The following is a 22,028-nucleotide window of genomic DNA, read 5'->3' as shown; positions in this document are numbered from 1 at the left end:
TCTTACTCTCTCGGTCGGAGCGGGCTGTCGGTCGGGGTCAGGATGGCGGTCAGGCCCGTCTCGATGAGGGCCTGCGACGGCGCGGACTCGTCGATGAGCGCGGACCAGAGCAGGCCGTCGATGAACACGGCGGCGGCCTTGGCGCGCAGCGCGCCGTGCCGGGGGCGGAGGAACTCCGTGAGCGCGGCGGACCAGAGCCGGGCCAGCTCGCGCACGCGCGGGTCGTGCACCGCGGCCGTGACGACCGTCCGATCGGCCTGCACGGCCTCGGCGTCGCCCAGCCCCTGGACGATCAGCCGGGTGAGCACGGCCGGGGTGGCGCCCTCGGCCTCGATGATCGCGCCCAGTTCCGCGGTGCGGGTCTCGATCTCCTCGGCGAGCTGGGCCAGGGCGGCCGCGCGCAGGTCGTCGAGCGTGTCGAAGTACTGCGTGGTCGCGCCGAGCGGCACGGCGGCGCGCGCGGCGATCATGCGGTGGGTGACCGCGTCGACGCCGACCTCCGTGATGAGCTCGGCCGCGGCGGAGACGATGGCCTGCCGGCGCGCCGCGGGATCGCGTCTGGGTCGCGTCTGCGCCATGCGTCCCCCTGTCTGCCGGTCTCCGCGCGGCCTGTCCCCGCGGCACTTCTGTACAGATGTACAGAAGTGAGTTTAGAGCGGCCTGAACAGCGAGTGCGTTCCCGGTGTCACCCGGCGACCGCCGCGCCGAACGCCAGCCCCGCCACGGCGGCGAGGATGCCGAGGAACAGCATGCCCGCCGCGTTGAACGCGGCGGCGCGGGAGGATCCGTCCCGCCACAGCGCGACCGTGTCGAGCATCGCCGTGCTGAACGTCGTGTAGCCGCCGAGGAGGCCGGCGCCCACGATGAACGCCGCACCGGGGAAGCCGCCGGTGACCACGCCGAGCGCGAAGGATCCGGTGAGGTTGATCACCAGCACCCCCCACGGGTAGCGCGTGCCGACCAGGCGGGCCACGCCGAGATCGACGAGATAGCGCAGACCGGCGCCGACGCCGCCGGCGAGCGCGGCGCACAGGAACAGCAGCGGGCTCATCCGTGCGCCTGGGTGTGCGCGGACCGGGGGCGGGCGAGGTCGAGGCCGAGGGCGGCGGCGGCGATGCCGAGGATGACGCTGCCTGCGGCGTACCCGGCGGCGAGCAGCGGCTGCGCGTGCCACAGGGTCGCCGTGCCGACGGCCAGAGAGCTGTAGGTGGTGAACCCGCCGAGCATTCCGGTGCCGAGGAGCACCCGGACCGCGGAGGATCCCGGCAGCCGCGCCGCCAGCACACCGATCAGGAACGCGCCGGCGAGGTTCACGGCGAGAGTCGCCCAGGGAACGCCGGTGAGTCCCGCACCCGTCGCGGCGGGCAGGAGGAGCCCGAGACCGAGGCGGCCCGCGGTGCCGATCGCGCCGCCCGCCACGACGAGCGCGAGGCGGAGCGGGACGGACGAAGTCACGCCCGACAGCCTATGCCGAGAACGCCGCGTCCGTGTCCGCCGGGCGTCGCACGCCCTCTCCGCCCCTCGACCGGCCTGTCCGCGGGCAGCCTTCCCCGATCCGACGTTACGTAGACTCGCGAGGGACGGTCGGGCCCGTCCGAAGCCCGGCCGACCGCACCGAGCCGACCGAGGAGGACGACGCGCGAGTGACCATGAGGATGGCCTACGCCTGGTCGCGTCTGCTCGCCGCGGCCGTGTGCGGAGTCGCCCTCGTGGACCGGCTGTTCTGGGGATTGGGCTCGCAGACCGTCGCCGGCCAGAACTTCTTCGCGTATCTCACGATCGAGTCGAACACCGTGTTCGTGGTCCTCGCCGTGATCGCGGGGATCATCGCGCTGCGCACGAGGGAGGACCCGCGCTGGCTCACCACGGCCCGGGCGATCGTGCTCAGCTGGACGATCACCGCCGGCCTGGCGTACGGCCTGATCCTCTGGCAGGCCGGCATCCGCGACATCCCGATCTGGGTGCCGTGGTCGGACATCGTGCTGCACTTCGTGATGCCGGCCTGGACCGTCGCCGCCTGGATCTTCGGACCGGGCCGGCGCGCGGCGTCCTGGCGGATCGTGCCGTACGTGCTGCTCTATCCGTGCGCCTGGGGCGTGTTCACGATCTGGCGGGGCGGGCTGGTCGGCTGGTATCCGTACTACTTCCTGGATCCGCGCCAGGTGTCGGGACCGCTCGAGATGGGTCTGACGTGCGCGCTCGCGCTGACGGTCTTCGCGCTCGTCGCCAGCGGGCTCGTGGTGGTGAGCAGGCTGCATCCGACGGTGGCGGGGCCTGCGGAGGATCCGCTCGGAGCGGATCCGGCATCCGTGGACGATCCGGAGCCGGCCGACGATCCGGCCCGGAGGGAAGCCGCGCCGCTGCGGACCGAGGAACCTGCGCGCGCCGAAGACCCCGCCTGAGCGCAGAAGAGCCGGCCCGAGTCAACGACCCCGCCTGAGCTCCGACGACGTGCAGCGCCTCAGGGGGTGGGGGTCGCCGTGGCGGCGACGAAGAACATCAGCGACTCCCGGGCCGTCGCCTGGGCGTCGGCATCGCCGAGCTTCGCGAAGGCCTCCGCGTCCGGTCCGCCGACCAGCCCCACGACGACCGGTGCCCCGGTCGCCGGCTGCAGGTTCAGCCAGGTGCGCACGGGCCCATCACCGCCCACGACGTGCCAGAGGTCCGCGTCCACGTTCCAGAAGGTCTCGTCGAAGCGCAGCCACACCGTCTCGACGTAGCCGGAGGCGAGCCCGGCGATCGCCCCGCGGTGCGCGAACGGCAGAGCGGGGGCGAACTCGATCGCGCGCTGCTGCAGCACGCCGAGCGGCACGGTGACCACGACCCGGTCGAACGACAGCGACTCGCCGGTCCCCAGCCGCAGGCTCACACCGGAGTCGTCGTGCGCGATGCGCACCACAGGCGAGGCGAGCGTGACCTTGACATCCTTCAGCGCGTCCTCGACGAGCACGCCGAGGTCGCCGTCCGCGCCGACCAGCGCATCGGGCGCGAGCTCCGGCGGGTACCAGCTCGAGGCCTTCGCGGTGTCGACACCCGTCGTCGCCTGCACCCACGCCAGTGCCGCGGCCAGCGCCGGATCGCCGGGGTCGGCGCCCGCCGTCTTCAGCGCGTCTGCGAGAGAGACGTCGGAGGCGCCGTTCGCGGCCTGCGCGATCGCCTTCTGCAGCGGCGCCCCGTCGACCGTTGCGGCGGCGCCGTCCTTCGACCAGCCGGTCGCCGTGCCGAACGTCAGCCGGTGGATGCCCTGCGCGGCGAGGACGCCGCCGAGCGTGTCCGCGTCCTCCCCGTTGGAGAGCCACGCGCCCAGCTGCACCGGGATCGGCCAGTTCTTGTCGGTCACGGAGCGGATCCGGCCGCCGAGCCGCTCGCGGGCCTCGAAGACCGTCACCGTGCAGCCGGCATCCGTCAGGACACGAGCGGCCGTCGCTCCCGCCGCTCCTGCGCCCACGACCGCGATGCGCTCGCCGCTCGCGGAGGCGCCGAGCACCGCGGCCGCCGCGGCGCGGCCCGAGGAGATGGCGCCCGGCACGGTGCCGGGGCGGTCGGAGTCGGTCGCCTCGCCGGCCAGGAACACGCGGTCCCCGATCGGCACCGCGAGGTCCTTGCGGAGCTGCGGAGCGGCCCCCGCCGGGAGGTAGCTCATCGCGCCGCGGGAGTACGGATCCGTCGACCAGGTGCTGCGCATCCACGCCGTCGGCTCCGGCACGGCCCCGGTCGGGATCGTGGGCCGCGGCGAGGGCCGCGCGGACGAGCTCGGCTTCGGCCGCGGCTCACCCGTGCAGGCCGCGAGCACCACCGCGACGGCACCGGATCCGGCGCCGACGAGCAGAGTTCGACGCGAGATGCCCATCGTGCTGCCAGCCTATCCCGGGGCGACGGCAGGGTGTCGCGACCGGGCCGCCGCCACCGCGGCGGCACCGTTCTCAGGATGGATCGGCGCTCAGCCGCCATGTGCACGTGGACACGGCCGGTTCAGCCCGATCCGTCCTGAGAACGATCGACGGCGCCGGCCGGTCGAGCCGGCGCCGTCTCGCCCGAGTCCGCCTACAGCGCGCGCTCGGCGTAGCTGCGCAGCGCGTCGCGGACGAACTCCGCGCCCGCGCTGCCGCCGCCGCTCCGGTCCGCGTCGGTCGCATAGTTCGCGCCGAACCGCGGATCCGCGACGTACATCTCGCCGAGCCCGATCACGTACGCCCTGCGGTCGCCGTCGGCGCCGTAGGCGGGCGTGCCAGGGATGCCGGTCAGCCACTCGACGTGGCGACGCGCCAGGTCCTGCGCCTCGGGCGACGCCGGATCCGCCCCGGCCGAGGCCAGCGCGATCCAGTCGGCGTTGAGGTCGGCGACGCGCTGCTTCCACGCCGCCTGCCCGTCCTCGCCGAGCCCGCGCCACCAGCGGTCGCTGTCGGCGTAGGCCTGCTTCCCCCAGCGGGCCTCGACCTCGTCCTTGTACCGGGTGTGGTCGAAGCCGTCGAACATGTTCTGAGGCATGAGCGCCCCTCCTTCTCTGAGTGCGGTGATGGTGTTCTCGACCGAAGCGATCTGCCGCGTCAGCCGGTTCTTCTCCTCGCGCAGCAGTGCGAGGTGCTTCTCGAGGGCGGCCGACTCGACCGCCGTGCCGCGCCTTCCGGCGCCGCCGCCTGCCGGGTCGCCGATGACCTCGGCGATCGCCGGCAGGCCGAGTCCGAGCTCGCGCAGCAGCAGGATCCGCTGCAGCCGCACGAGCGCGCTCTCGTCGTAGTGCCGGTAGCCGTTCGAGGCGATGCGCGTCGGCGGCAGCAGCCCGATGTCGCCATAGTGACGCAGCGCACGGCTCGTGGTGCCGGTCAGCCGGGCGATCTCCTGGATCGACCAGTCCTTCTCCGCCATCGCGTGCTCCTTCCGTCGTCGATAAGACCACGGTAGAAGTTGACGTCGCGTCAATGTCAAGCGGATTATCCTCCGACCTCGCCGCCGCGCGCGGTACGGTCATCCCGTGAGCCTCCCCGACGCCGCCACCACGCACCCGCTCTCCGCCACGCACACGCTCGCCCTCGCACCGGTGTTCACCCCGCCGGTGACGGTGGACGGGTTCGTCGAGCAGTTCCTGCACAACCTGAACTACGACGGCGGCGTGACGCTGTCCGCGTCCAGCACGAACGACCGCTACCTGGCGCTCGCCTGCACGGTGCGCGACTACCTGATGGCCCGCTGGCTCGAGGATCGGCGCCGCCAGCAGGAGACCCAGGCCAAGGCCGTCTGCTACCTCTCCGCCGAGTACCTGCTGGGCCGTCAGCTCGACAACGACCTGCTCGCCTCGGGGCTCACCGAGATCGCGACCGAGGCGCTCGCGTCCTGCGGGATCGACATCGCCGACCTGCGCGGGCACGAGATCGAGCCCGGCCTCGGCAACGGCGGACTGGGCAGGCTGGCGGCGTGCTTCGTCGACTCGCTGGCCACGCTCGGGGTGCCGAGCACCGGCTACGGGATCCGCTACGAGTACGGCATCTTCCGGCAGACGTTCGAGGACGGCCAGCAGGTGGAGCAGCCGGACGCCTGGCTCGCGATGGGCTCGCCGTGGGAGTTCCCGCACCCGGAGAAGGCCCAGACGATCTCGTTCGGCGGCCGGACCGAGACCTTCGACGACGAAGGCACGACCCGCACCCGGTGGATCCCCGCCTGGAACGTCAGCGCCGTGCCGTACAACCACATGGTTCCCGGCTTCCAGAACGGCCGCGTGAACACGCTGCGGCTGTGGCGGGCGAAGGCGACCGACGCGTTCGATCTGCGCATCTTCAACTCCGGCGACTACGAGCAGGCCGTGCGCGCGCAGATCTTCGCCGAGAACATCTCCAAGGTGCTCTACCCCGAGGACTCGACGCCGCAGGGCAAGGAGCTCCGGCTGCAGCAGCAGTACTTCTTCGTCGCCGCCTCGATCCACGACTTCCTGGACGGGCTGCCGGACGACTTCGACCTCGCCCGCCTGCCGGAGCGGGTCATCTTCCAGCTGAACGACACTCACCCGGTGATCGCGGTGCCGGAACTGCTGCGGGTGCTGGTCGACGAGCGCGGGATGGGCTGGGACGCGGCCTGGGCGATCACGCAGCAGTGCTTCGCGTACACGTGCCACACGCTGCTGCCGGAGGCGCTCGAGATGTGGTCGGTGGACCTGCTCGGCCGGCTGCTGCCACGGCATCTCGAGATCATCTACCGGATCAACGACGAGTTCCTGCTCGCCGTGCGCGAGCGCTTCGGCGACGACGAGATGCGGATCCGCAACATGTCGATCATCGCCGAGTTCCCCGAGCGATCGGTGCGCATGGCGTACCTCGCCACGGTCGCGGGATCCAGGGTCAACGGCGTGGCGGAGCTGCACTCCCAGCTGCTGCGCGACAAGGTGCTGCCGGCATTCGCCGAGTTCTTCCCGCAGAAGTTCACGAACGTCACGAACGGCGTCACCCCGCGCCGGTTCCTGCGGCTGGCGAACCCCGCCCTCTCCGCGCTCATCACCGACGCGATCGGCGACGGCTGGGTCACCGAGCTGGACCGGCTGCGCGAGCTCGAGCCGTTCGCCGAGGACGCCTCGTTCCGCACCGCGTTCGCCGAGGTCAAGGCCGGGAACAAGCGCCGGCTGAACGATGTGCTGCGCGAGCGCGACGGGATGGCGGTGGGCGAGGGCCATCTCGTCGACGTCATGGTCAAGCGCCTGCACGAGTACAAGCGGCAGCTGCTCAAGGTGCTGCACGTGGTGAGCTGCTACGAGGGCGTGGTCTCGGGGCGCATCCCCCTGGATGAGCTGACGCCGCGCACGGTCGTGTTCGGCGCCAAGGCCGCCCCTGGCTACGCGATGGCGAAGCGGATCATCCACCTGATCAACGCGGTCGGATCCGTCGTGAACGGGGATCCGCGCCTGCAGGGACGCCTGCAGGTGCTGTTCCCGCCGAACTACAACGTGACGCTCGCCGAGAGCGTCATCCCCGCCGCCGATCTCTCCGAGCAGATCTCGCTCGCCGGCATGGAGGCGTCGGGCACGGGCAACATGAAGTTCGCCCTCAACGGCGCTCTCACGATCGGCACCGACGACGGCGCGAACGTCGAGATCCGCCGGCTGGTCGGCGACGACAACTTCTTCCTGTTCGGCATGACCGAGCCCGAGGTCGAGGAGGTCGGCCGCGCCGGCTACCGCCCGAGCGACTTCTATCAGGCCGACGAGGGCCTGCGCAGGGCGATCGACCTCATCGCCTCCGGCGCGTTCTCCGGCGGCGATCGCTCGGTCTTCGAGCCGATCGTGTCGAACCTCCTCTACGAGGACCGGTTCATGGTGCTGGCCGACTTCTCCGGCTACCTGGCCGCGCAGCAGCGCGTGGACACGGCCTACGCGGATCAGGACGCGTGGACCCGGTCCGCGATCCTCAACGTCGCCCGCTGCGGCTTCTTCTCCTCCGACCGCTCGATCCACGACTACATCGACCGGATCTGGCACACCCCGCCGACGACCTGAGCCCCGACCCCCGATGCGGGGATCCTCTTGACGTGATCGAGATATATCGTGTTACAGTGATCAAACACGATATATCTCGATCGCTGGGATCGGGACCCTCGACTCAGGAGAGACAGACATGACCGAGAAGTGGCTCATCGCCCCCGGGCAGGAGCGCGTGATCGACATCGAGCGCGCGTCGAAGCTCAAGATCGGCCTCGTCGGCGGGCAGGTGGACGTCATCGCGCACGACGAGCCGGGCATCAGGATCGAGGTGCACAACGTCACGATCAAGGACCTGCGCGTCGAGTCCGACGGCACTCAGATCGAGATCGACCATCCGCAGATCGGCTGGGACAACTTCCTCGAGGTGTTCCGCAACTTCGGCGCGGGCGGCCCCAAGGCCGAGATCAGCGTCGCCGTCCCCCGTGACATCGCGCTCACCCTCGGCGTGGTCAGCGCCGGAGCCCTCGTCTCCGGCCTCACCGAGGAAGCCCGCCTGAACACGGTGTCGGGCGACCTCATCGTCGACACCCACGCCGGCGATCTCAACCTGAACACGGTGTCCGGCGACGTGCAGGTGCGCGGCCTCACCGGCTCCGCGACGGCGAACACGGTGTCCGGCAGCGTCGCGCTGACCGGCGCCATCCGCAAGGCCACGATCGACAGCGTCTCGGGCGCCATGCTCATCGACGCCACCGGGCCGGTCAACACCGTGTCCCTGAACAGCGTCGCCGGCGATGCCACCGTGCGCCTCGACGAGAACCTCGCCTCCAACTACGTCACCAGGACGATGAGCGGACGGGTCACGATCGACGGCGTCTCGCGCGGATCCTCCGGCCCGACCAGCTTCACGGGTCAGCGCGGCGAGCTGGCCGGATCCTTCGCCGATGTCCGCGTGAACACGGTCTCGGGCGACATCACCGTGCTGCGCCGCGACGCCGCAGAGGCGCCCGTGTCGTTCACCGCCGACGGGGAGGATCTGCTGTGAGCCCCGCGGTCTTCTCGCACGGCGATCTGCGCCTGTACCTGCTGGCGCTGCTCGCCGAGTCGCCGCAGCACGGCTACGGCATCATCCAGGCGCTCACCGACCGCACCGGCGGAACCTACACGCCGAGCGCCGGCACGATCTACCCCCGCCTCGCGAAGCTCGAGGAGGAGGGGCTGGTGACGAAGACCGTCGACGGCCGCACCACGATCTACGCGATCACCGACGCCGGACGCGCCGAGCTCGCCTCCCGCGAGGGCGACCTGCAGGGCATCGAGGCCGGACTCAACGACTCGGTCCGGCTGATCGCGAACGAGGTGCGCCAGAGCGTGCAGGAGGCGATGAAGAGCCTGCGTGCCGACCTCGCCGCCGCCGCGCGAGAGGAGCGCTCAGGAGCGTCCGGCTCGCACCGGGAGGCGTCCGCGCGAGCGGACGACCGGATCGCGAGCCGCGAGGAGCTGCGCCGCGCGGACGCGTCGATCAACGAGTTCCGCGCACGGGTGCGCACCGACCTGCGCACGCACGTCGCCCGGGGCGGGATCCTGCCGTCGCGGGTCGTCTCCGAGCTGGACGGCGCGCTCGACGCCGCCGCGCACGCGGTGACCGCCGCCCTCGCGAGCCTCAAGCCCTGAAGACAGCCTCGCGGTTCCTGAGCGGCCTTCGTCTCGCTTCGCCCGCTCAGGAGCCGATCACTCCCAGGGATCCTTCTTGTCGTCCGGGAGGGGCTCCTCGAGCGGGACGACGAGGATCGGCCGGGACTGGCGGTGCGACAGGCGGGCGGCGACCGATCCGGTGAAGAACTCGCGGATCGACTCGCCGAGCCCGCGGCTGCGGGTGCCGACCACGATGAGCTGCGCGTCCAGCTCGCCGGCGAGGTGCTTGATCGCGAGCGCCGGGTCGCCCACGAGCTGGCGGGCCGTCCAGGTCAGACCGGATCCGGCGAGCGCCTTCTCGGCCTCGGCGCGGATCTGCGCGAACTCCTCCGCACCCGTGTCGATGTTCAGATCGATCGGCGCGGAATGCACCATCCCGTCCGGATCCTCGAAGGTCACGAAGCGGGTCACATCCACGTGCACGACCACGAGCGGGACGTCCAGCAGGGCGGCGTACTTCTTGCCCTCCGCGAGCACGCGAGGCGGCTGCCCGGCGCGGACGGCGACGATCACCGCCTTCTGCAGACGGGCGTCCTGAGGCTCATCGACGTGCTCGTCGTCCCGGGGGGCGGAGGTGCTGTCCGACATGATCATCCCTTCCGTTCCGCTGGTCGATCACGGCGGGGTGATCTGGCCCTCGTGCTATCCTGGATGCTACTCTTACCGGCCTTGAGCCGGTGCCGTAAATAGACATCGGGCCCCGTTCCGCCCGTTGCTTACAGTAAGGGGGTCTCGCGCATGGGCCGTGGCCGTCAGAAGGCAAAGCACACCAAGATTGCCCGCGAACTCAAGGCGTACAGTCCGTCGGTGAACTACTCCGCGCTGGAGCGCGAACTCGGGCACCCGGACACCGAAGACCAGTACGTCGACAAGTGGGCCGACCAGTACGCCGACGAAGACGAGGACGAGCTCGAAACCGCCTGAGCTCCTCCCGTCGAGACCCCGCCCGTGCGCATCCGCACCGGGCGGGGTTCGTTGTTCCTGCGGGCGGTGACGGCACCGTTCGCCGCCGACAGCCGTCTGCGATCCCGGATCCGCCCGCGAGCCGGCGCTCCACCGCCCGGCGTCACTCCGACGCCGGCGACGCCGTGCTCTCGCGGACGATCAGCTCCGTGGGGATGAGGCGCACCGCGGCCGCATCGCTTCCGCCCTCCGCCGGCCCTCTGTCCGCACGGCCGTCGAGCTCCTCGATCAGCGCGTCGACCGCGAGCGCGCCGACCTCCTCGAAGTGCTGCCGCACGGTGGTCAGCGGCGGCCAGAGGTAGCCCGCCTCCGCACTGTCGTCGAAGCCGACGACGCTGACGTCCTGCGGCACCCTCAGCCCGGCCTCGTGCAGGGCGCGCAGCACCCCGACGGCCATCCCGTCGTTCGCCGCGAACACCGCCGTGGCGTCTTCCCGAGCGGCGAGCGCGCGTCCGGCCGCGTACCCCGACTCGGCCGACCAGTCGCCCACCAGCACCTCGGGCACCTCCGCGCCGCGCTGCTCGAGCACGGCCCGCCAGGCCTCCTGCCGCCGCGCCGCCGCGTACGAGGCCTCCGGCCCTGCGACGTGCCAGACCGTGCGATGCCCGAGGTCGAGCAGATGCTCGGTCGCCTGCCGCGCACCGAGCGCCTGATCGTTGTCGACGAACGGGTGCGCGAGACGCTTGTTCGAGTCGATCACGACGATCGGCAGTCCCGGCGGGACCTCGATCTCGGATCCGTCCAGCTGATGCGCCTCGATGAGGATGATGATGCCGTCCACCGCGTGCTCGGCGAGGCGATGGAACGCGCCGCTCACCGTCGACAGGTTGCCGGCCTCGACCGGGATGAGCGTGAGCGCGTACCCGGCCTGCGCCGCGCGCACGGCGATGGCGTCGAGGGTGCGGTGGTTGCCGTAGGGCGCGAGCGTGAACATGATGACGCCGAGCGCGCGGAACCGGCCGGAGCGCAGCGCCCGCGCGGCGCTGTTCGGGCGGTAGCCGAGTGCGGCCATCGCGGCCTCCACCCTGGCCCGCGTCGTCGCGCCGACGTAGCCTCGCGCGTTCACGACACGGGACACGGTCTGCCCCGACACGCCGGCTTCGCGGGCGACGTCCTCCATCGACGGCTCGCGCCGCCGGGTGCCGCCGGCGGCGGACTGCTCCTCGTTCCCCATGGCGGACGCCCTTCGTGTTGACGTTGACACTTTAGCGCCGCACCCGCTATGTTGACGTTGACATACGGCGATCCCCTTTCTCCGAGCACGGCGACTCCCGGGGCTTCACCGTCGACACGTAACCGCATCATCGGCACGGCGGCGCCGCCGCCCCGATCCGTCCGGTGCTCTCGGGCACCTCGGGAGCACCGCGCATGGCCACCTTCTCCATCGGCGAGACCGACTTCCTCCGCGACGGGCAGCCGCACCGCATCCTCTCGGGTGCCCTGCACTACTTCCGCGTGCACCCGGACCAGTGGCAGGACCGCATCCGCAAGGCGCGGCTCATGGGCCTGAACACGATCGAGACCTACGTCGCCTGGAACGCGCACGAGCCGCGCCGCTGCGAGTGGGACGCGACCGGGGCGAACGATCTCGGCCGGTTCCTCGACCTCGTCGCCGCCGAGGGCCTCGACGCCATCGTGCGGCCGGGGCCGTACATCTGCGCCGAATGGCACAACGGCGGCCTGCCGGTCTGGCTCACGCGGGCGGAGGGGATCCGGCTGCGCAGCTCGGACCCGGCCTTCCTCGCCGAGGTCGACGCCTACCTGCGCCGGGTCTCGGAGATCCTGGTGCCGCGGCAGATCGACCGCGGCGGACCGGTCGTGCTGGTGCAGATCGAGAACGAGTACGGCGCCTACGGCGACGACGCCGCGTATCTGCATGAGCTGGTGCGGATCACGCGGGACAGCGGGATCACCGTTCCGCTCACCACGGTGGACCAGCCGCAGGACCGGATGCTCCGCGGCGGCAGCATTCCCGGCCTGCACCGCACCGCGTCCTTCGGCTCGCACGCCGCCCGCCGGCTCGAGACGCTGCGCGCCCACCAGGCGACGGGGCCGCTGATGTGCTCCGAGTTCTGGGACGGCTGGTTCGACTGGTGGGGCGGCGCGCACCACACCACCGGCGTCGAGGACGCGGCCGCAGAGCTCGACGCGCTGCTGAGCGCCGGCGCCTCCGTGAACATCTACATGTTCCACGGCGGCACCAATTTCGGCCTCACCAACGGCGCCAACCACAAGGGCCGCTACCTGCCCATCACGACCTCGTACGACTACGACGCCCCGCTCGACGAGGCCGGGGATCCGACGGAGAAGTTCCACGCGTTCCGCGCGGTGATCGCCCGGTACGCCCCCGTGCCGGACGAGCCGGTTCCGTCGTCGGCGTCGCGTCCCTCGGCCTGTGCTCCGCTGGTCCCGCTCGGCGCGTGGACCGCGGGGCCGGCGGCAGCGGGGCCGATGCACGAGGATCCCCCGTCCTTCGAGGCGCTGGACGCCCTCGCACCGCTCGTGCGGTACGTGACCGAGCTGCCGCCCGCAGCCACCGGCTCGACCCGGCTGCTCGCGTTCGGCGAGGTCCGCGACGCGGCGCACGTCGCCGTCGACGGGGTCCCTGTGGGACGGATCTCGCGCACCGCGGGTGAGCGCTCGCTGCGGATCCCCTCCGGACGGCGGCTCACCGTGCTGGTCGAGGAGCAGGGGCGGGTCAACTACGACCACCGGCTCGGCGAGGCCAAGGGGCTCATCGGCACCGCGACGCTCGACGGAGAGCCGCTGCACGGCTGGCGGGCGGTGCCGATCGATCCCACGGCGGCGTTCACGAGCCTGGAGGCGGATCCGGCGCCTCCCGGGGCCGACGCCTTCGACTCGGTGGACGGGCCGAGCGCGTGGCGCGCCGAGATCGCGCTCGACGCGCCATCCGACCTGTTCCTCGACACCGCGGGCTGGGGCGAGGGGTACGCGTTCGCGAACGGCTTCCTGCTCGGCCGCTACCGGCGCACCGGTCCGCAGCGCACGCTGTTCGTGCCCGAGCCGGTGACGCGCGCCGGCGCGAACACGTTCACTGTGATGGAGCTCGAGCACCTCGACGATCCGACGCTGCGGCTCGTCCCCGAGGCTCTGCTCGGTCCGCGCGAGGAGTGACGCCGCGGGCGGCATCGGGTCGCCCGCGGCCCTGCGAGGATGGAGGCATGCCCCGCGTCGTCGCCCTCTACCGTCACCCCGTGAAGGGCTTCACGCCCGAGCCGCGGGAGTCGCTCACCGTGCAGGCGGACGGGCGGATCGCAGGCGACCGCGTGCTCGCGTTCCGCTTCGCGGATGCCGCGACGCCCGAGGACCGCGACGGGCTGGACCACTGGCCGAAGTCGAAGGGCCTGGCTCTGGAGTCGTTCCCCGGGCTCGCCGCCCTGCGGCTGACGCACGACGACGACGCCCAGCGGGTGCGGATCGAGCACGGCGGATCCACGCTCGTCGAGGCCGGGCTGGACGACGACGGCCGCGCCGAGCTCAGCGCCGCGGTGACCGACTTCGTGCTCGCCTCAGCCGAGGGCAGACGGCTGCGGCGGCCGGGACGGCTGCCGCTGACGCTCGTGGGCGACGGCGTGCGCGCGCGCTTCCAGGACCGCGCTCAGGGATACGTCTCCGTGCACGGCACCGCGAGCGTCGCCGCGCTGAGCACGGCGCTGGGGCAGACCGTCGGCGACCGTCGGTTCCGCTCGAACGTCGTGATCGACGGGCTCGAGGCGTGGGAGGAGCTCGGCTGGGAGGGCGGGATCCGCATCGGCGAGGTGCGCTTCGACGCCGCCGGTCCGATCGTGCGCTGCCTGGCCACGCACGCCGACCCGGACAGCGGCGAGCGCGACGCGAAGGTGCTCACGACGCTGACCGGCACGGTCGGTCAGCAGGAGCCGACGCTGGGACGCCTGCTGATCCTGCCCGGCGTGAGCGGCGCGGTGGACGACGCGACCGGCACGGGCGGCACGATCCGCGTCGGCGACGAGGTCGTCGTCGGCTGAACGGACGCGCAGGACGTCAGCGGGATCGGCGGCGACGGCGCGGCATCACCAGAGCCGGCCGTTGCGACGCTCCCACGCCGCCTCGACTGTGAGGTGACGGCCGGCGTAGACGCCCGCGGGGATCGACGCGATCAGCGCGGCGAGCAGGATGATCAGCGGCACCTGCCAGCCGCTCGTGGCGGTGTGCACGACGCCGAGCAGGAACGGGAAGACCGCCGCCATCACATAGCCGACGCTCTGCACGAATCCGCTCAGTGCGACCGCGGTCTCCGGCTCCCTGGCGCGGATGCTGATCAGCACCAGCGCGAGCGGGAACAGCAGGCCCGCCAGGCCGTACAGCAGGACCCAGAGCCAGCTGAGCGCCGGATCCGGCACCAGCAGCAGCCCGAGCAGCCCGACTGCGGCGCTGGCTGCGCCGATGGCGTACAGCACGCTCGTCGCGCGGAACCGCACGATCAGCACAGGGACCACGAGCGAGGCGGGCAGGCCCGTGAACGCGAACAACGAGAGCAGCAGGCCCGCGGCCTGCGGGCTGACGCCGGTCTGCTCGGTCAGGATCGTCGGAAGCCACGCGAACGCGGTGTACGCCATGCTCGCGGAGGTGCCGAACACGACCGCGAGCACCCAGGCCAGCGGGATCCGCGCCAGGCGCCCGAACGCCCGCGAGCTCGACGGCCTCACGACGATCGGTCCCGTGGAGATCGCGGCGGCCTCCTCGAACGCGTCCCGCCCGGCCGGCTCGTCGTCCGGCTCGTCGGCCTCCTCCGCCGCGGAGGCAGCGGTGTCGGCCGTGCCCCGCGCACGCGCCAGCATCACCAGCCACGGGATCGTGCCGGCCAGGCCGAACACCGCCCACATCGCGAGCGACGTCCGCCAGCCGGCCGCGTCCGCCACCGGAACAGCGACCAGCGGGGGCAGGAACGTGGAGAACGCCATCACCGTCGTGTACAGCGTCATCATCAGGCCGAGGCGATCCGGGAAGTACTTCTTCACCAGCGGCGGCATCAGGATGTTCGCCATGCCGACCCCGGCGAACACGAGCGCCGTCGCGAGCAGCAGGGTCGGTGCGTTCAGGGCGAGGCCGCGGGCGACGAGCCCGATCGTGACCGCGGCGAGCGCGATCACGGTGACGCGCTCCAGCCCCAGCCGGCGCTCCACGAGCGGGGTGAGCAGGCCGAACAGCGCGAAGCACACGGGCGGCGCGGTGCCGATCAGGCCGACCACCGCGGCGGGCATCGGGAAGTCGCGCGCGATGTGATCCACCACGGGCGACAGCGACGCCACCGCGGAGCGCAGCGAGAACGCGACCAGCACGATCCCGAGCACCGCCAGCGTGCGCCCGCGCCACAGCGGCCGCGCGGTCATCGCGCGAGCCTCGTCACGAGCTCTGCGATCCCTCGAGCCAGCCCAGGTACTCCTCGGTGACGGTCCCGGTGACGTACCGGCCGTCGAACGGGCTCAGATCGAGGTCGGTGAGCTCGGATCCCTCGGTGATCGCAGCCTTCAGGTCGTCGACCTCCTGGTACACCAGCCGGTCGGCGCCGAGGACCTCGGCGATCTCGGGGATCGTGCGGCCGTGCGCGATCAGCTCGTGCTTGGAGGGCATGTTGATGCCGTACACGTGCGGGTACCGGATCGGCGGCGCCGCGGATGCGAAGATCACGGAGGCCGCACCGGCATCGCGGGCCATCTGGATGATCTGCTTCGAGGTGGTGCCGCGCACGATCGAGTCGTCGATGAGCAGCACGTTCTTGCCCTTGAACTCGGTCGACATCGCGTTCAGCTTCTGCCGCACGCTCTTCTTGCGCGCGGCCTGCCCCGGCATGATGAACGTGCGTCCGACGTAGCGGTTCTTGTAGAAGCCCTCGCGGTACTCGATGCCGAGCTTGCGGGAGACCTCCATCGCGGCGGGACGCGAGGAGTCCGGGATCGGCATGACCACGTCGATCTCGTCGAGCGGGACGTGCTTCGCGATGGTGTCGGCGAGGCGGTCGCCCATGCGCAGCCGCGACTCGTAGACCGAGATGCCGTTCATGACCGAGTCGGGGCGCGCGAGGTACACGTACTCGAAGGCGCACGGTGCGAGCACCGGAGCCGCCGCGCACTGCTTGGTGAACAGCTCGCCCTCGTTCGTGATGAACACGGCCTCGCCGGGCTCGATCTCGCGCACAACCTCGTAGTCGCCGTTCTCGAGCACCAGCGACTCGCTCGCGACGACCCACTCGTCCCGATCGGTCCCTGAGCTCGTCGAAGGGCGGGTCCGCTTGCCGAGGATCAGCGGACGGATCCCGAACGGATCGCGGAACGCGAGCAGGCCGTAGCCGGCGAGGATCGCGATCACGGCGTAGGCGCCCTCGATGCGTTCGTGCGTGCGCGCGACGGCCTCGAAGATGCGGTCGGAGTCGAGGTCGACCGTGGAGGTCGTGGTCTGCAGCTCGTGCGCGAGCACGTTCAGCAGCAGCTCGGTGTCGCTCGACGAGTTCAGGTGGCGGCGGTCGCGCTGCGCCATGTCGGCGGTGAGCTCGCGGGTGTTCGTGAGGTTGCCGTTGTGGATGAGGATGATGCCGTACGGCGCGTTCACGTAGAACGGCTGGGCCTCCTCCTCGCTCGATGCGGTGCCCTTCGTGGCGTAGCGGACGTGACCGAGGCCGACGTTGCCGAGCAGGGACCGCATGTCGCGGGTGCGGAAGGCCTCGCGCACCATGCCCTGCGCCTTGGCCATGTGCATGACCCCGCTCGGCTCAGCGGTGGCGATGCCGGTCGCATCCTGCCCGCGGTGCTGCAGCAGCAGGAGAGCGTCGTAGATGTCCTGGTTGACCGGGGCGTGCCCGACCATTCCGACGATGCCGCACATGGGTTGTTATTCCGTCCCGTTCTCTGCACGGCCGCGGGCGCTGTCCGCGTAGGCGCCGACCAGGCGCACGGCCCCGCCGTCGACGCCCTTGGCGCCCTGCTCGAAATCGCCGGCCGGGCGGGCGGCCGCGGCGTCGAGCCGCACCGTGCCGACCTGCCAGGTGTCGATGCCGCCGGTCGTGAGCGCCTGGGCGATCGCGGCGGCGGATCCGGCGTCGACCACCGCGAGGAAGCCGATGCCGAGGTTCCAGGTGCCCTCGCTCGACTCGAGCGAGGTGCCGGCGATGTCGCTCAGCACGCGGAACACCGGGGCGGGCGACCAGGTGGCGCGGTCGACCTCGGCCCAGGACCCCTGCGGCAGCACGCGCGCGAGGTTCGCCGCGATGCCGCCGCCGGTGACGTGGCTGAGAGCGTGGACGGGCCCGGTCGCTGAGCCTGTCGCGGCGCCCGAGAACTCGTCGATGACCCGCAGCAGCGGCGTCGTGTACAGGCGGGTAGGGGTCAGCAGGGCCTCACCCCAGGTCGTGCCGAGGTCGTCGGAGCGGTTGCCGTAGCCGATGCCGGCCTTCGCGAGGATGTGCCGCACGAGGGAGTAGCCGTTCGAGTGCAGGCCGCTCGAGGCGAGCGCGAGCACGACGTCGCCGTCCTGCACGCGCTCGGCGCCGAGGATCCGGTCCGCCTCGACGATGCCGGTCGCCGCGCCCGCGACGTCGTAGTCGTCGACGCCGAGCAGACCCGGGTGCTCGGCGGTCTCGCCGCCGACGAGGGCGGTGCCGGTGAGCTCGCAGGCCTGGGCGATGCCGCGCACGATGTCGGCGATGCGCTCGGGGACGACCTTGCCGCACGCGATGTAATCGGTCATGAACAGCGGCTTCGCACCGACGACCACGATGTCGTCGACGACCATGCCGACCAGGTCGTGCCCGATCGTGTCGTGCTTGTCGATGGCCTGCGCGATGGCGACCTTGGTGCCGACGCCGTCGGTGCTCGACGCGAGCAGCGGGCGGCGGTAGCCGAGCAGGGCCGAGGCGTCGAAGAGCCCGGCGAATCCGCCGACCCCGCCGAGCACCTCGGGTCCGTGCGTGGCACGGACGGCGGACTTCATGAGTTCGACGGCGCGATCGCCGGCCGCCGTATCGACGCCGGCCTCAGCATAGGTGCGGGAGGACACCAGACGATCCTACCGGCGGGAGGCTGTGCGAGAGGCCGGGTTCCCGGGCGGTGCACCGCCGGCCGGCCGGTGCCGGCGACCGGCCGACGGCCACGTCCGACTGCCACGTCTGCGGAGGAAGGTCAACCCCCGTCCATGTTCGGGCGGAGTCGCGCAATCTGGAGCTTGACAGGATCCGCCCCGGCGGTCCTGCTCGAGCGCAAGGAGGGTCGACATGACTGATCGCCTCGGTCCCGATGACCGCGAGTACGACACTGCCGCCGTCCCGGCGGAACGCGGATCCGCCCGGTCCGAAGACGCCACCGCCGCCGTCGCCGCAGAGCGCGGGCCGCGCCCCGAAGACGCCACCGCCGCCGTCGCCGCGGAGCGCGGGCCGACCCGTCGCGAAGAGGTCCTCAGCCGCCAGCAGGACCAGTACGGCGGGATCAAGTGGGGTTCCGCCTTCTTCGGATGGCTCGCCGCGGCGGGCACGGGCGTGCTGCTGACCGCGCTGTTGAGCGCGATCGGCGCGGGCGTCGGGCTCGGCGCCGCCGGCGGGAACGTGCAGAACGCGACGAAGCAGCTCACCTCGAACGGCGGCACCGTGGGCATCATCGGCGCGATCGGGCTCGCCGTGATCCTGTTCGTCTCCTACTACTGCGGCGGGTACGTGGCCGGGCGGATGGCCCGGTTCTCGGGCGCGAAGCAGGGCCTCGCGGTGTGGGTGTGGGCGATCGTCATCGCCATCATCGTCGCGATCATCGCGGCCGTCGCGGGCTCCCAGTTCAACATCCTCGGGCGACTGAACAGCTTCCCGCGGATCCCGGTGGACGAGGGCACCCTGACGGTCACCGGCATCGTCACCGTCGTCGTCGCCGCGCTCCTGAGCCTCGGCGGCGCGGTGCTGGGCGGGACGTACGGAATGCACTACCACCGCAGGATCGACCGGACGGGCCTCGGCCGCTAGACGACGGCCCAGGACAGACGAGAAGGGAAACGCGAGCATGATCGAACGCAGCGACGTCAACAGCCTCTTCGACGCGAAGGTCGTCGGCGGGGACGACGAGAAGGTCGGCACCGTCACGCAGGTGTACCTGGACAACGACACCGGCGAGCCGTTGTTCGTGGGGGTCGTGACCGGGCTCTTCGGCACCTCCCACGCGGTGATCCCCCTGCGCGACGCCTCGTTCGACCGCGAAGTGCTGCACGTCGGATACGACAAGGCCGCCGTCAAGGACGCCCCGCACATCGACGACCGTGAGGCGCTGTCGGTGGGCGAGGAGGACCGGATCTGGGCGTACTACGACGACCTCGACCACGGGGCAGATGAGGAGGACGCAAGCCGCCGGGCCGATCGCGACCGCGGCGATGCGGCTCCGCGCTCCCGCCGGCTGCGCCGGCATGTCGTCCCGTTGCCCGTGCCGCCGGACGGCGCGCCGCCCCTCAGCGAAGCGCCGGTCATCGAAGAGCCGGTCGTCGAAGCGCCCGACCGCGAAGAGCCCGCCCGCGAAGTGCCCGCCCGCGAAGCGCCCTTCCGGGAGGAGGGCGGACGACCCGTCGACGAAGGCGTCGACGTCCCGCGCGGGGACGGCGCGGGAGGCGCAGCGGGCCGCGGCGTCGACGAAGGCGGGACGACGGCAGACGGCCCGCGTTGAGACCCGGTCCGACGGCGCTGGCCGGAACCGCCCTCTCCGGGGCCGGAGGTCCCTAGCATGGTGCAATGATCCAGAAGCCGCAGTGGCTCGTGCGCGAGGAGGCCGGAATCCCGGTCCTCGTCGCGCTCGCCCTGCGGCAGGGACTGGGGATCCGGGCGCCCGCAGAACTCCCCCTGCTGCGCGACTTCCCTCGGCACGTCTTCGAGGACGGGGACGCGGACGAGACCCTCGAGCGCGAGTGGCGGGCGTATTGGGAGATGACCGTCGAACCGGAGTCCCACCCTTCCGCGGCACCGCTGGAGCTGATCGACGGCTTCGACACGATCGTCGCCCTGCCCGCGGTGGGCGCGGAACGGCTGCGTGACGCGATCGCGCCGCACGCCGACGAGGTCGTGCCGTATGCCAGGGAGGTGCAGCGGCGCTACATCCGCTCGGTCGCCGGCCGGGGCGACCCCTATCGGGCGTATGCCGCCGCCCTGGCCGAGTTCGAGCGCGAGTCCGGCCGCAGGGCGCACTCGTTCGAGCTGAACGTGCAGGTGCTGCCGCTCGCTCAGCGCGGCATCTGGCGGATCGGGGCGTACAGCGTCGCGGTGACGGACAGCCTGCGGCACGACCCGGTGGACTTCGACGAGGCGATCAGACCGATCATCGCCGAGCTCGCCTGAGCCGGCCGCTCGCCGTACGCCGCTCGCGTCACTCCGCTCGCGTTACTCCGCCACGGTCTCCCGGTCGACCCGGACGACGCGCTCGGTGCGGCGGGCGAGCCGCTCCAGGATCAGCGCGAGCACACCGAGCACGGCGATGCCGAACGGAACCGTCCCCAGCAGCAGGAACCCGAAGACCTGGCCGAACGGATAGGTGACCTGGGTCGCCTCCGAGGCCTGGAAGCTACCGCCGATCGTGAGCAGGAACGCCAGGATCACGCCGACCGCGACGCCGATCCCGAGGAAGACGCCCCAGCGCGGCGCGCGGCGCACTCTCGCCTCGACGGTCTGCTCGGAGCGGAACGGCTGCGGAGTGCTCATGTCCTCATTGTCCCACGGGCGCCTGTGGGCGGGTCCTGCGCAGCGCGTCGGGGCGTCAGGGACGCAGCGGCAGCAGCTCGGTGAGGTCGGCGCGGGTGCCGGAGGCGTGGATCCTGCCCGCCTCGAGCGCCGAGGACCAGCTCTCCGATCCGGTCGCAACCGCGATCCAGGTCGCGGGATCCAGCTCGACCACGTTCGGCGGCGTGCCCCGGGTGTGCCGCGGGCCCTGCACGACCTGCACGGCGCCGAACGGCGGCACGCGCACCTCGACGCTGTTGCCGGGCGCCTTCTCGTCGAGCAACTGCAGCAGATACCGCACCGCCGTCGCGTAGTCGGATCGGGCCGGCCTCTGCCCCGCGGCGAGGGCCGCCCTGGCCGCATCGAGCGCCGCGCGGCCCGCCGTGGTGTCGATCCTGATCGCCATGGATCCAGGCTATTCGCGGGAGCTCCGCCTGGGGCCCGGACAGGGCGCGGCGGGCATAGGCTCGGCACGATGACTTCCTCCGCCGACACCCCCGCCTCCGGTGCGGTCGTCGGTGCCCGCGCCGAGTTGATCGCCGCCGCGGCGAAGGGCCCCCTCGGCCTCGGCCGCTTCCCCACGGTCGACGACGGCGCGCACGCGGCCTCCGTGCTCATCCTGTTCGGGCGGCTGGACACCGAGCCGTCGGACGCTGAGGCGATCACCGTGCCCGCCGATCTCGACGTGCTGCTGCAGCGCCGCGCCGCCACGCTCTCCTCGCATCCCGGCCAGATCTCCTTCCCCGGCGGCCGCCGCGAGACAGCGGATGCCGATCCCATCGCGACCGCGCTGCGGGAGGCGCAGGAGGAGACCGGACTGGATCCGGCCGGCGTCGAGATCCTCGCCACCCTGCCGGAGATCCCGCTCGCCGCCAGCAACCACCTGGTCACGCCGGTGCTGGCCTGGTGGCACTCGCCGTCCCGGGTCGCCGCCGTCGACCACGCCGAGACCGTGGACGTGTTCCGGGTGCCGGTCGCCACCCTGCTGGATCCGGCGAACAGGTTCACCTCGACGCTGGCCCGGATCGGGCGGACGTTCCGCGGGCCCGCGTTCGATCTCGACGGCACGATCGTCTGGGGGTTCACCGCGATGGTGCTGGACGGCCTGTTCGACGCGGCCGGCTGGACCCTGCCCTGGGATCAGTCCGACGAGCGACCGATCGCGCTCTGACCGCTTGCCGGCCGGCCGGCAACGCACGGGATCGGGCGCGCCTCCTGCCACACTCTTTGACCGGCGCCGCATCGATCGGTGGCGCAGGC

General features: G+C 71.9%; 23 protein-coding genes. 11 read left to right on the top strand and 12 right to left on the bottom strand.

What is annotated here, in order from left to right:
• Nucleotides 1–2: 2 nt before the first annotated feature.
• From ACTJJZ_RS10695 to ACTJJZ_RS10685, 3 genes are all read right to left on the bottom strand, one after another.
• Nucleotides 3–578 (bottom strand): TetR/AcrR family transcriptional regulator, encoded by a 576-nt coding sequence (locus ACTJJZ_RS10695; RefSeq protein ID WP_440721166.1) that lies wholly within the window; start codon nt 576–578, stop codon nt 3–5.
• A 107-nt stretch (nt 579–685) separates the two neighbouring features.
• Entirely contained in the window at nt 686–1,051 is a 366-nt protein-coding gene (locus ACTJJZ_RS10690; protein WP_440721165.1) for a fluoride efflux transporter FluC, read from the bottom strand.
• Nucleotides 1,048–1,455 carry a fluoride efflux transporter FluC gene (locus ACTJJZ_RS10685; protein ID WP_440721164.1) on the bottom strand — a complete coding sequence of 136 codons (408 nt, stop codon included), beginning with the start codon at nt 1,453–1,455 and terminating at the stop codon, nt 1,048–1,050. The genes ACTJJZ_RS10690 and ACTJJZ_RS10685 overlap by 4 nt, the downstream gene beginning before the upstream one ends.
• Before the next feature lie 194 nt (nt 1,456–1,649).
• On the opposite strand from ACTJJZ_RS10685, the gene ACTJJZ_RS10680 reads away from it, so the two are divergent.
• Nucleotides 1,650–2,402, top strand: coding sequence for a Pr6Pr family membrane protein (locus tag ACTJJZ_RS10680; protein ID WP_440721237.1), 753 nt, complete (start codon nt 1,650–1,652; stop codon nt 2,400–2,402).
• A 59-nt stretch (nt 2,403–2,461) separates the two neighbouring features.
• Here ACTJJZ_RS10680 and ACTJJZ_RS10675 read toward each other — a convergent pair whose 3' ends face one another.
• Both ACTJJZ_RS10675 and ACTJJZ_RS10670 read right to left on the bottom strand, forming a co-directional pair.
• Entirely contained in the window at nt 2,462–3,850 is a 1,389-nt protein-coding gene (locus ACTJJZ_RS10675; RefSeq protein WP_440721163.1) for an FAD-dependent oxidoreductase, read from the bottom strand.
• Nucleotides 3,851–4,044: 194 nt separating this feature from the next.
• A complete protein-coding gene (locus tag ACTJJZ_RS10670; protein ID WP_440721162.1) occupies nt 4,045–4,866 on the bottom strand; it encodes a MerR family transcriptional regulator in 822 nt (273 codons plus the stop codon).
• Nucleotides 4,867–4,972: 106 nt separating this feature from the next.
• On the opposite strand from ACTJJZ_RS10670, the gene ACTJJZ_RS10665 reads away from it, so the two are divergent.
• From ACTJJZ_RS10665 to ACTJJZ_RS10655, 3 genes are all read left to right on the top strand, one after another.
• Nucleotides 4,973–7,477, top strand: a complete 2,505-nt coding sequence (locus tag ACTJJZ_RS10665) for a glycogen/starch/alpha-glucan phosphorylase (protein ID WP_440721161.1) — start codon at nt 4,973–4,975, stop codon at nt 7,475–7,477.
• 118 nt (nt 7,478–7,595) lie between these two features.
• A complete protein-coding gene (locus ACTJJZ_RS10660; protein WP_440721160.1) occupies nt 7,596–8,447 on the top strand; it encodes a DUF4097 family beta strand repeat-containing protein in 852 nt (283 codons plus the stop codon).
• Complete coding sequence (locus ACTJJZ_RS10655; protein WP_440721159.1) at nt 8,444–9,076, top strand: PadR family transcriptional regulator; 633 nt, start codon at nt 8,444–8,446, stop codon at nt 9,074–9,076. Before ACTJJZ_RS10660 ends, ACTJJZ_RS10655 begins: the two co-directional genes overlap by 4 nt.
• 57 nt (nt 9,077–9,133) lie before the next feature.
• Here the strand turns inward: ACTJJZ_RS10655 and ACTJJZ_RS10650 are convergent, their stop codons facing one another.
• Nucleotides 9,134–9,685, bottom strand: coding sequence for a universal stress protein (locus ACTJJZ_RS10650; RefSeq protein WP_440721158.1), 552 nt, complete (start codon nt 9,683–9,685; stop codon nt 9,134–9,136).
• A 150-nt stretch (nt 9,686–9,835) separates the two neighbouring features.
• Between ACTJJZ_RS10650 and ACTJJZ_RS10645 the strand changes: the two genes are divergently transcribed.
• Nucleotides 9,836–10,021 (top strand): DUF3073 domain-containing protein, encoded by a 186-nt coding sequence (locus tag ACTJJZ_RS10645; RefSeq protein WP_440721157.1) that lies wholly within the window; start codon nt 9,836–9,838, stop codon nt 10,019–10,021.
• A 142-nt stretch (nt 10,022–10,163) separates the two neighbouring features.
• On the opposite strand, the gene ACTJJZ_RS10640 is transcribed toward ACTJJZ_RS10645, so the two are convergent.
• Nucleotides 10,164–11,234: a LacI family DNA-binding transcriptional regulator gene (locus ACTJJZ_RS10640; RefSeq protein ID WP_440721156.1), complete on the bottom strand. Its 1,071-nt coding sequence runs from the start codon at nt 11,232–11,234 to the stop codon at nt 10,164–10,166.
• Between the two features lie 194 nt (nt 11,235–11,428).
• Between ACTJJZ_RS10640 and ACTJJZ_RS10635 the strand changes: the two genes are divergently transcribed.
• Together ACTJJZ_RS10635 and ACTJJZ_RS10630 are read left to right on the top strand one after the other, a co-directional pair.
• Entirely contained in the window at nt 11,429–13,195 is a 1,767-nt protein-coding gene (locus tag ACTJJZ_RS10635) for a glycoside hydrolase family 35 protein (RefSeq protein ID WP_440721155.1), read from the top strand.
• Nucleotides 13,196–13,242: 47 nt separating this feature from the next.
• Nucleotides 13,243–14,067 carry an MOSC domain-containing protein gene (locus ACTJJZ_RS10630; protein ID WP_440721154.1) on the top strand — a complete coding sequence of 275 codons (825 nt, stop codon included), beginning with the start codon at nt 13,243–13,245 and terminating at the stop codon, nt 14,065–14,067.
• A gap of 45 nt (nt 14,068–14,112) precedes the next feature.
• On the opposite strand, the gene ACTJJZ_RS10625 is transcribed toward ACTJJZ_RS10630, so the two are convergent.
• From ACTJJZ_RS10625 to purM, 3 genes are read right to left on the bottom strand one after another with little or no spacing between them, the layout of a single operon-like run.
• Complete coding sequence (locus ACTJJZ_RS10625) at nt 14,113–15,432, bottom strand: MFS transporter (protein ID WP_440721153.1); 1,320 nt, start codon at nt 15,430–15,432, stop codon at nt 14,113–14,115.
• A 13-nt stretch (nt 15,433–15,445) separates the two neighbouring features.
• Nucleotides 15,446–16,921 (bottom strand): amidophosphoribosyltransferase, encoded by a 1,476-nt coding sequence (purF, locus tag ACTJJZ_RS10620; RefSeq protein ID WP_440721152.1) that lies wholly within the window; start codon nt 16,919–16,921, stop codon nt 15,446–15,448.
• Between the two features lie 6 nt (nt 16,922–16,927).
• Complete coding sequence (gene purM / locus ACTJJZ_RS10615; RefSeq protein WP_440721151.1) at nt 16,928–18,091, bottom strand: phosphoribosylformylglycinamidine cyclo-ligase; 1,164 nt, start codon at nt 18,089–18,091, stop codon at nt 16,928–16,930.
• Nucleotides 18,092–18,305: 214 nt separating this feature from the next.
• Between purM and ACTJJZ_RS10610 the strand changes: the two genes are divergently transcribed.
• From ACTJJZ_RS10610 to ACTJJZ_RS10600, 3 genes are all read left to right on the top strand, one after another.
• Nucleotides 18,306–19,037 (top strand): hypothetical protein, encoded by a 732-nt coding sequence (locus ACTJJZ_RS10610; RefSeq protein WP_440721150.1) that lies wholly within the window; start codon nt 18,306–18,308, stop codon nt 19,035–19,037.
• Between the two features lie 37 nt (nt 19,038–19,074).
• Nucleotides 19,075–19,725 (top strand): PRC-barrel domain-containing protein, encoded by a 651-nt coding sequence (locus ACTJJZ_RS10605; protein ID WP_440721149.1) that lies wholly within the window; start codon nt 19,075–19,077, stop codon nt 19,723–19,725.
• Nucleotides 19,726–19,790: 65 nt separating this feature from the next.
• A complete protein-coding gene (locus ACTJJZ_RS10600) occupies nt 19,791–20,390 on the top strand; it encodes a zinc-binding alcohol dehydrogenase (RefSeq protein WP_440721148.1) in 600 nt (199 codons plus the stop codon).
• Nucleotides 20,391–20,432: 42 nt separating this feature from the next.
• Here ACTJJZ_RS10600 and ACTJJZ_RS10595 read toward each other — a convergent pair whose 3' ends face one another.
• Together ACTJJZ_RS10595 and ACTJJZ_RS10590 are read right to left on the bottom strand one after the other, a co-directional pair.
• Nucleotides 20,433–20,750 (bottom strand): potassium transporter Trk, encoded by a 318-nt coding sequence (locus tag ACTJJZ_RS10595; protein WP_440721147.1) that lies wholly within the window; start codon nt 20,748–20,750, stop codon nt 20,433–20,435.
• Between the two features lie 55 nt (nt 20,751–20,805).
• Nucleotides 20,806–21,174: a sterol carrier family protein gene (locus ACTJJZ_RS10590; protein WP_440721146.1), complete on the bottom strand. Its 369-nt coding sequence runs from the start codon at nt 21,172–21,174 to the stop codon at nt 20,806–20,808.
• Nucleotides 21,175–21,243: 69 nt separating this feature from the next.
• Between ACTJJZ_RS10590 and ACTJJZ_RS10585 the strand changes: the two genes are divergently transcribed.
• Complete coding sequence (locus ACTJJZ_RS10585; protein WP_440721145.1) at nt 21,244–21,939, top strand: NUDIX hydrolase; 696 nt, start codon at nt 21,244–21,246, stop codon at nt 21,937–21,939.
• Nucleotides 21,940–22,028 lie beyond the last annotated feature (89 nt).

The sequence above is a fragment of the Microbacterium sp. 22242 genome, from assembly GCF_052045495.1.
Lineage (GTDB): Bacteria > Actinomycetota > Actinomycetes > Actinomycetales > Microbacteriaceae > Microbacterium.
The sequence above is the reverse complement of the archived record's forward strand: the minus strand, read 5'-3'. Positions and strand labels throughout refer to the sequence as shown.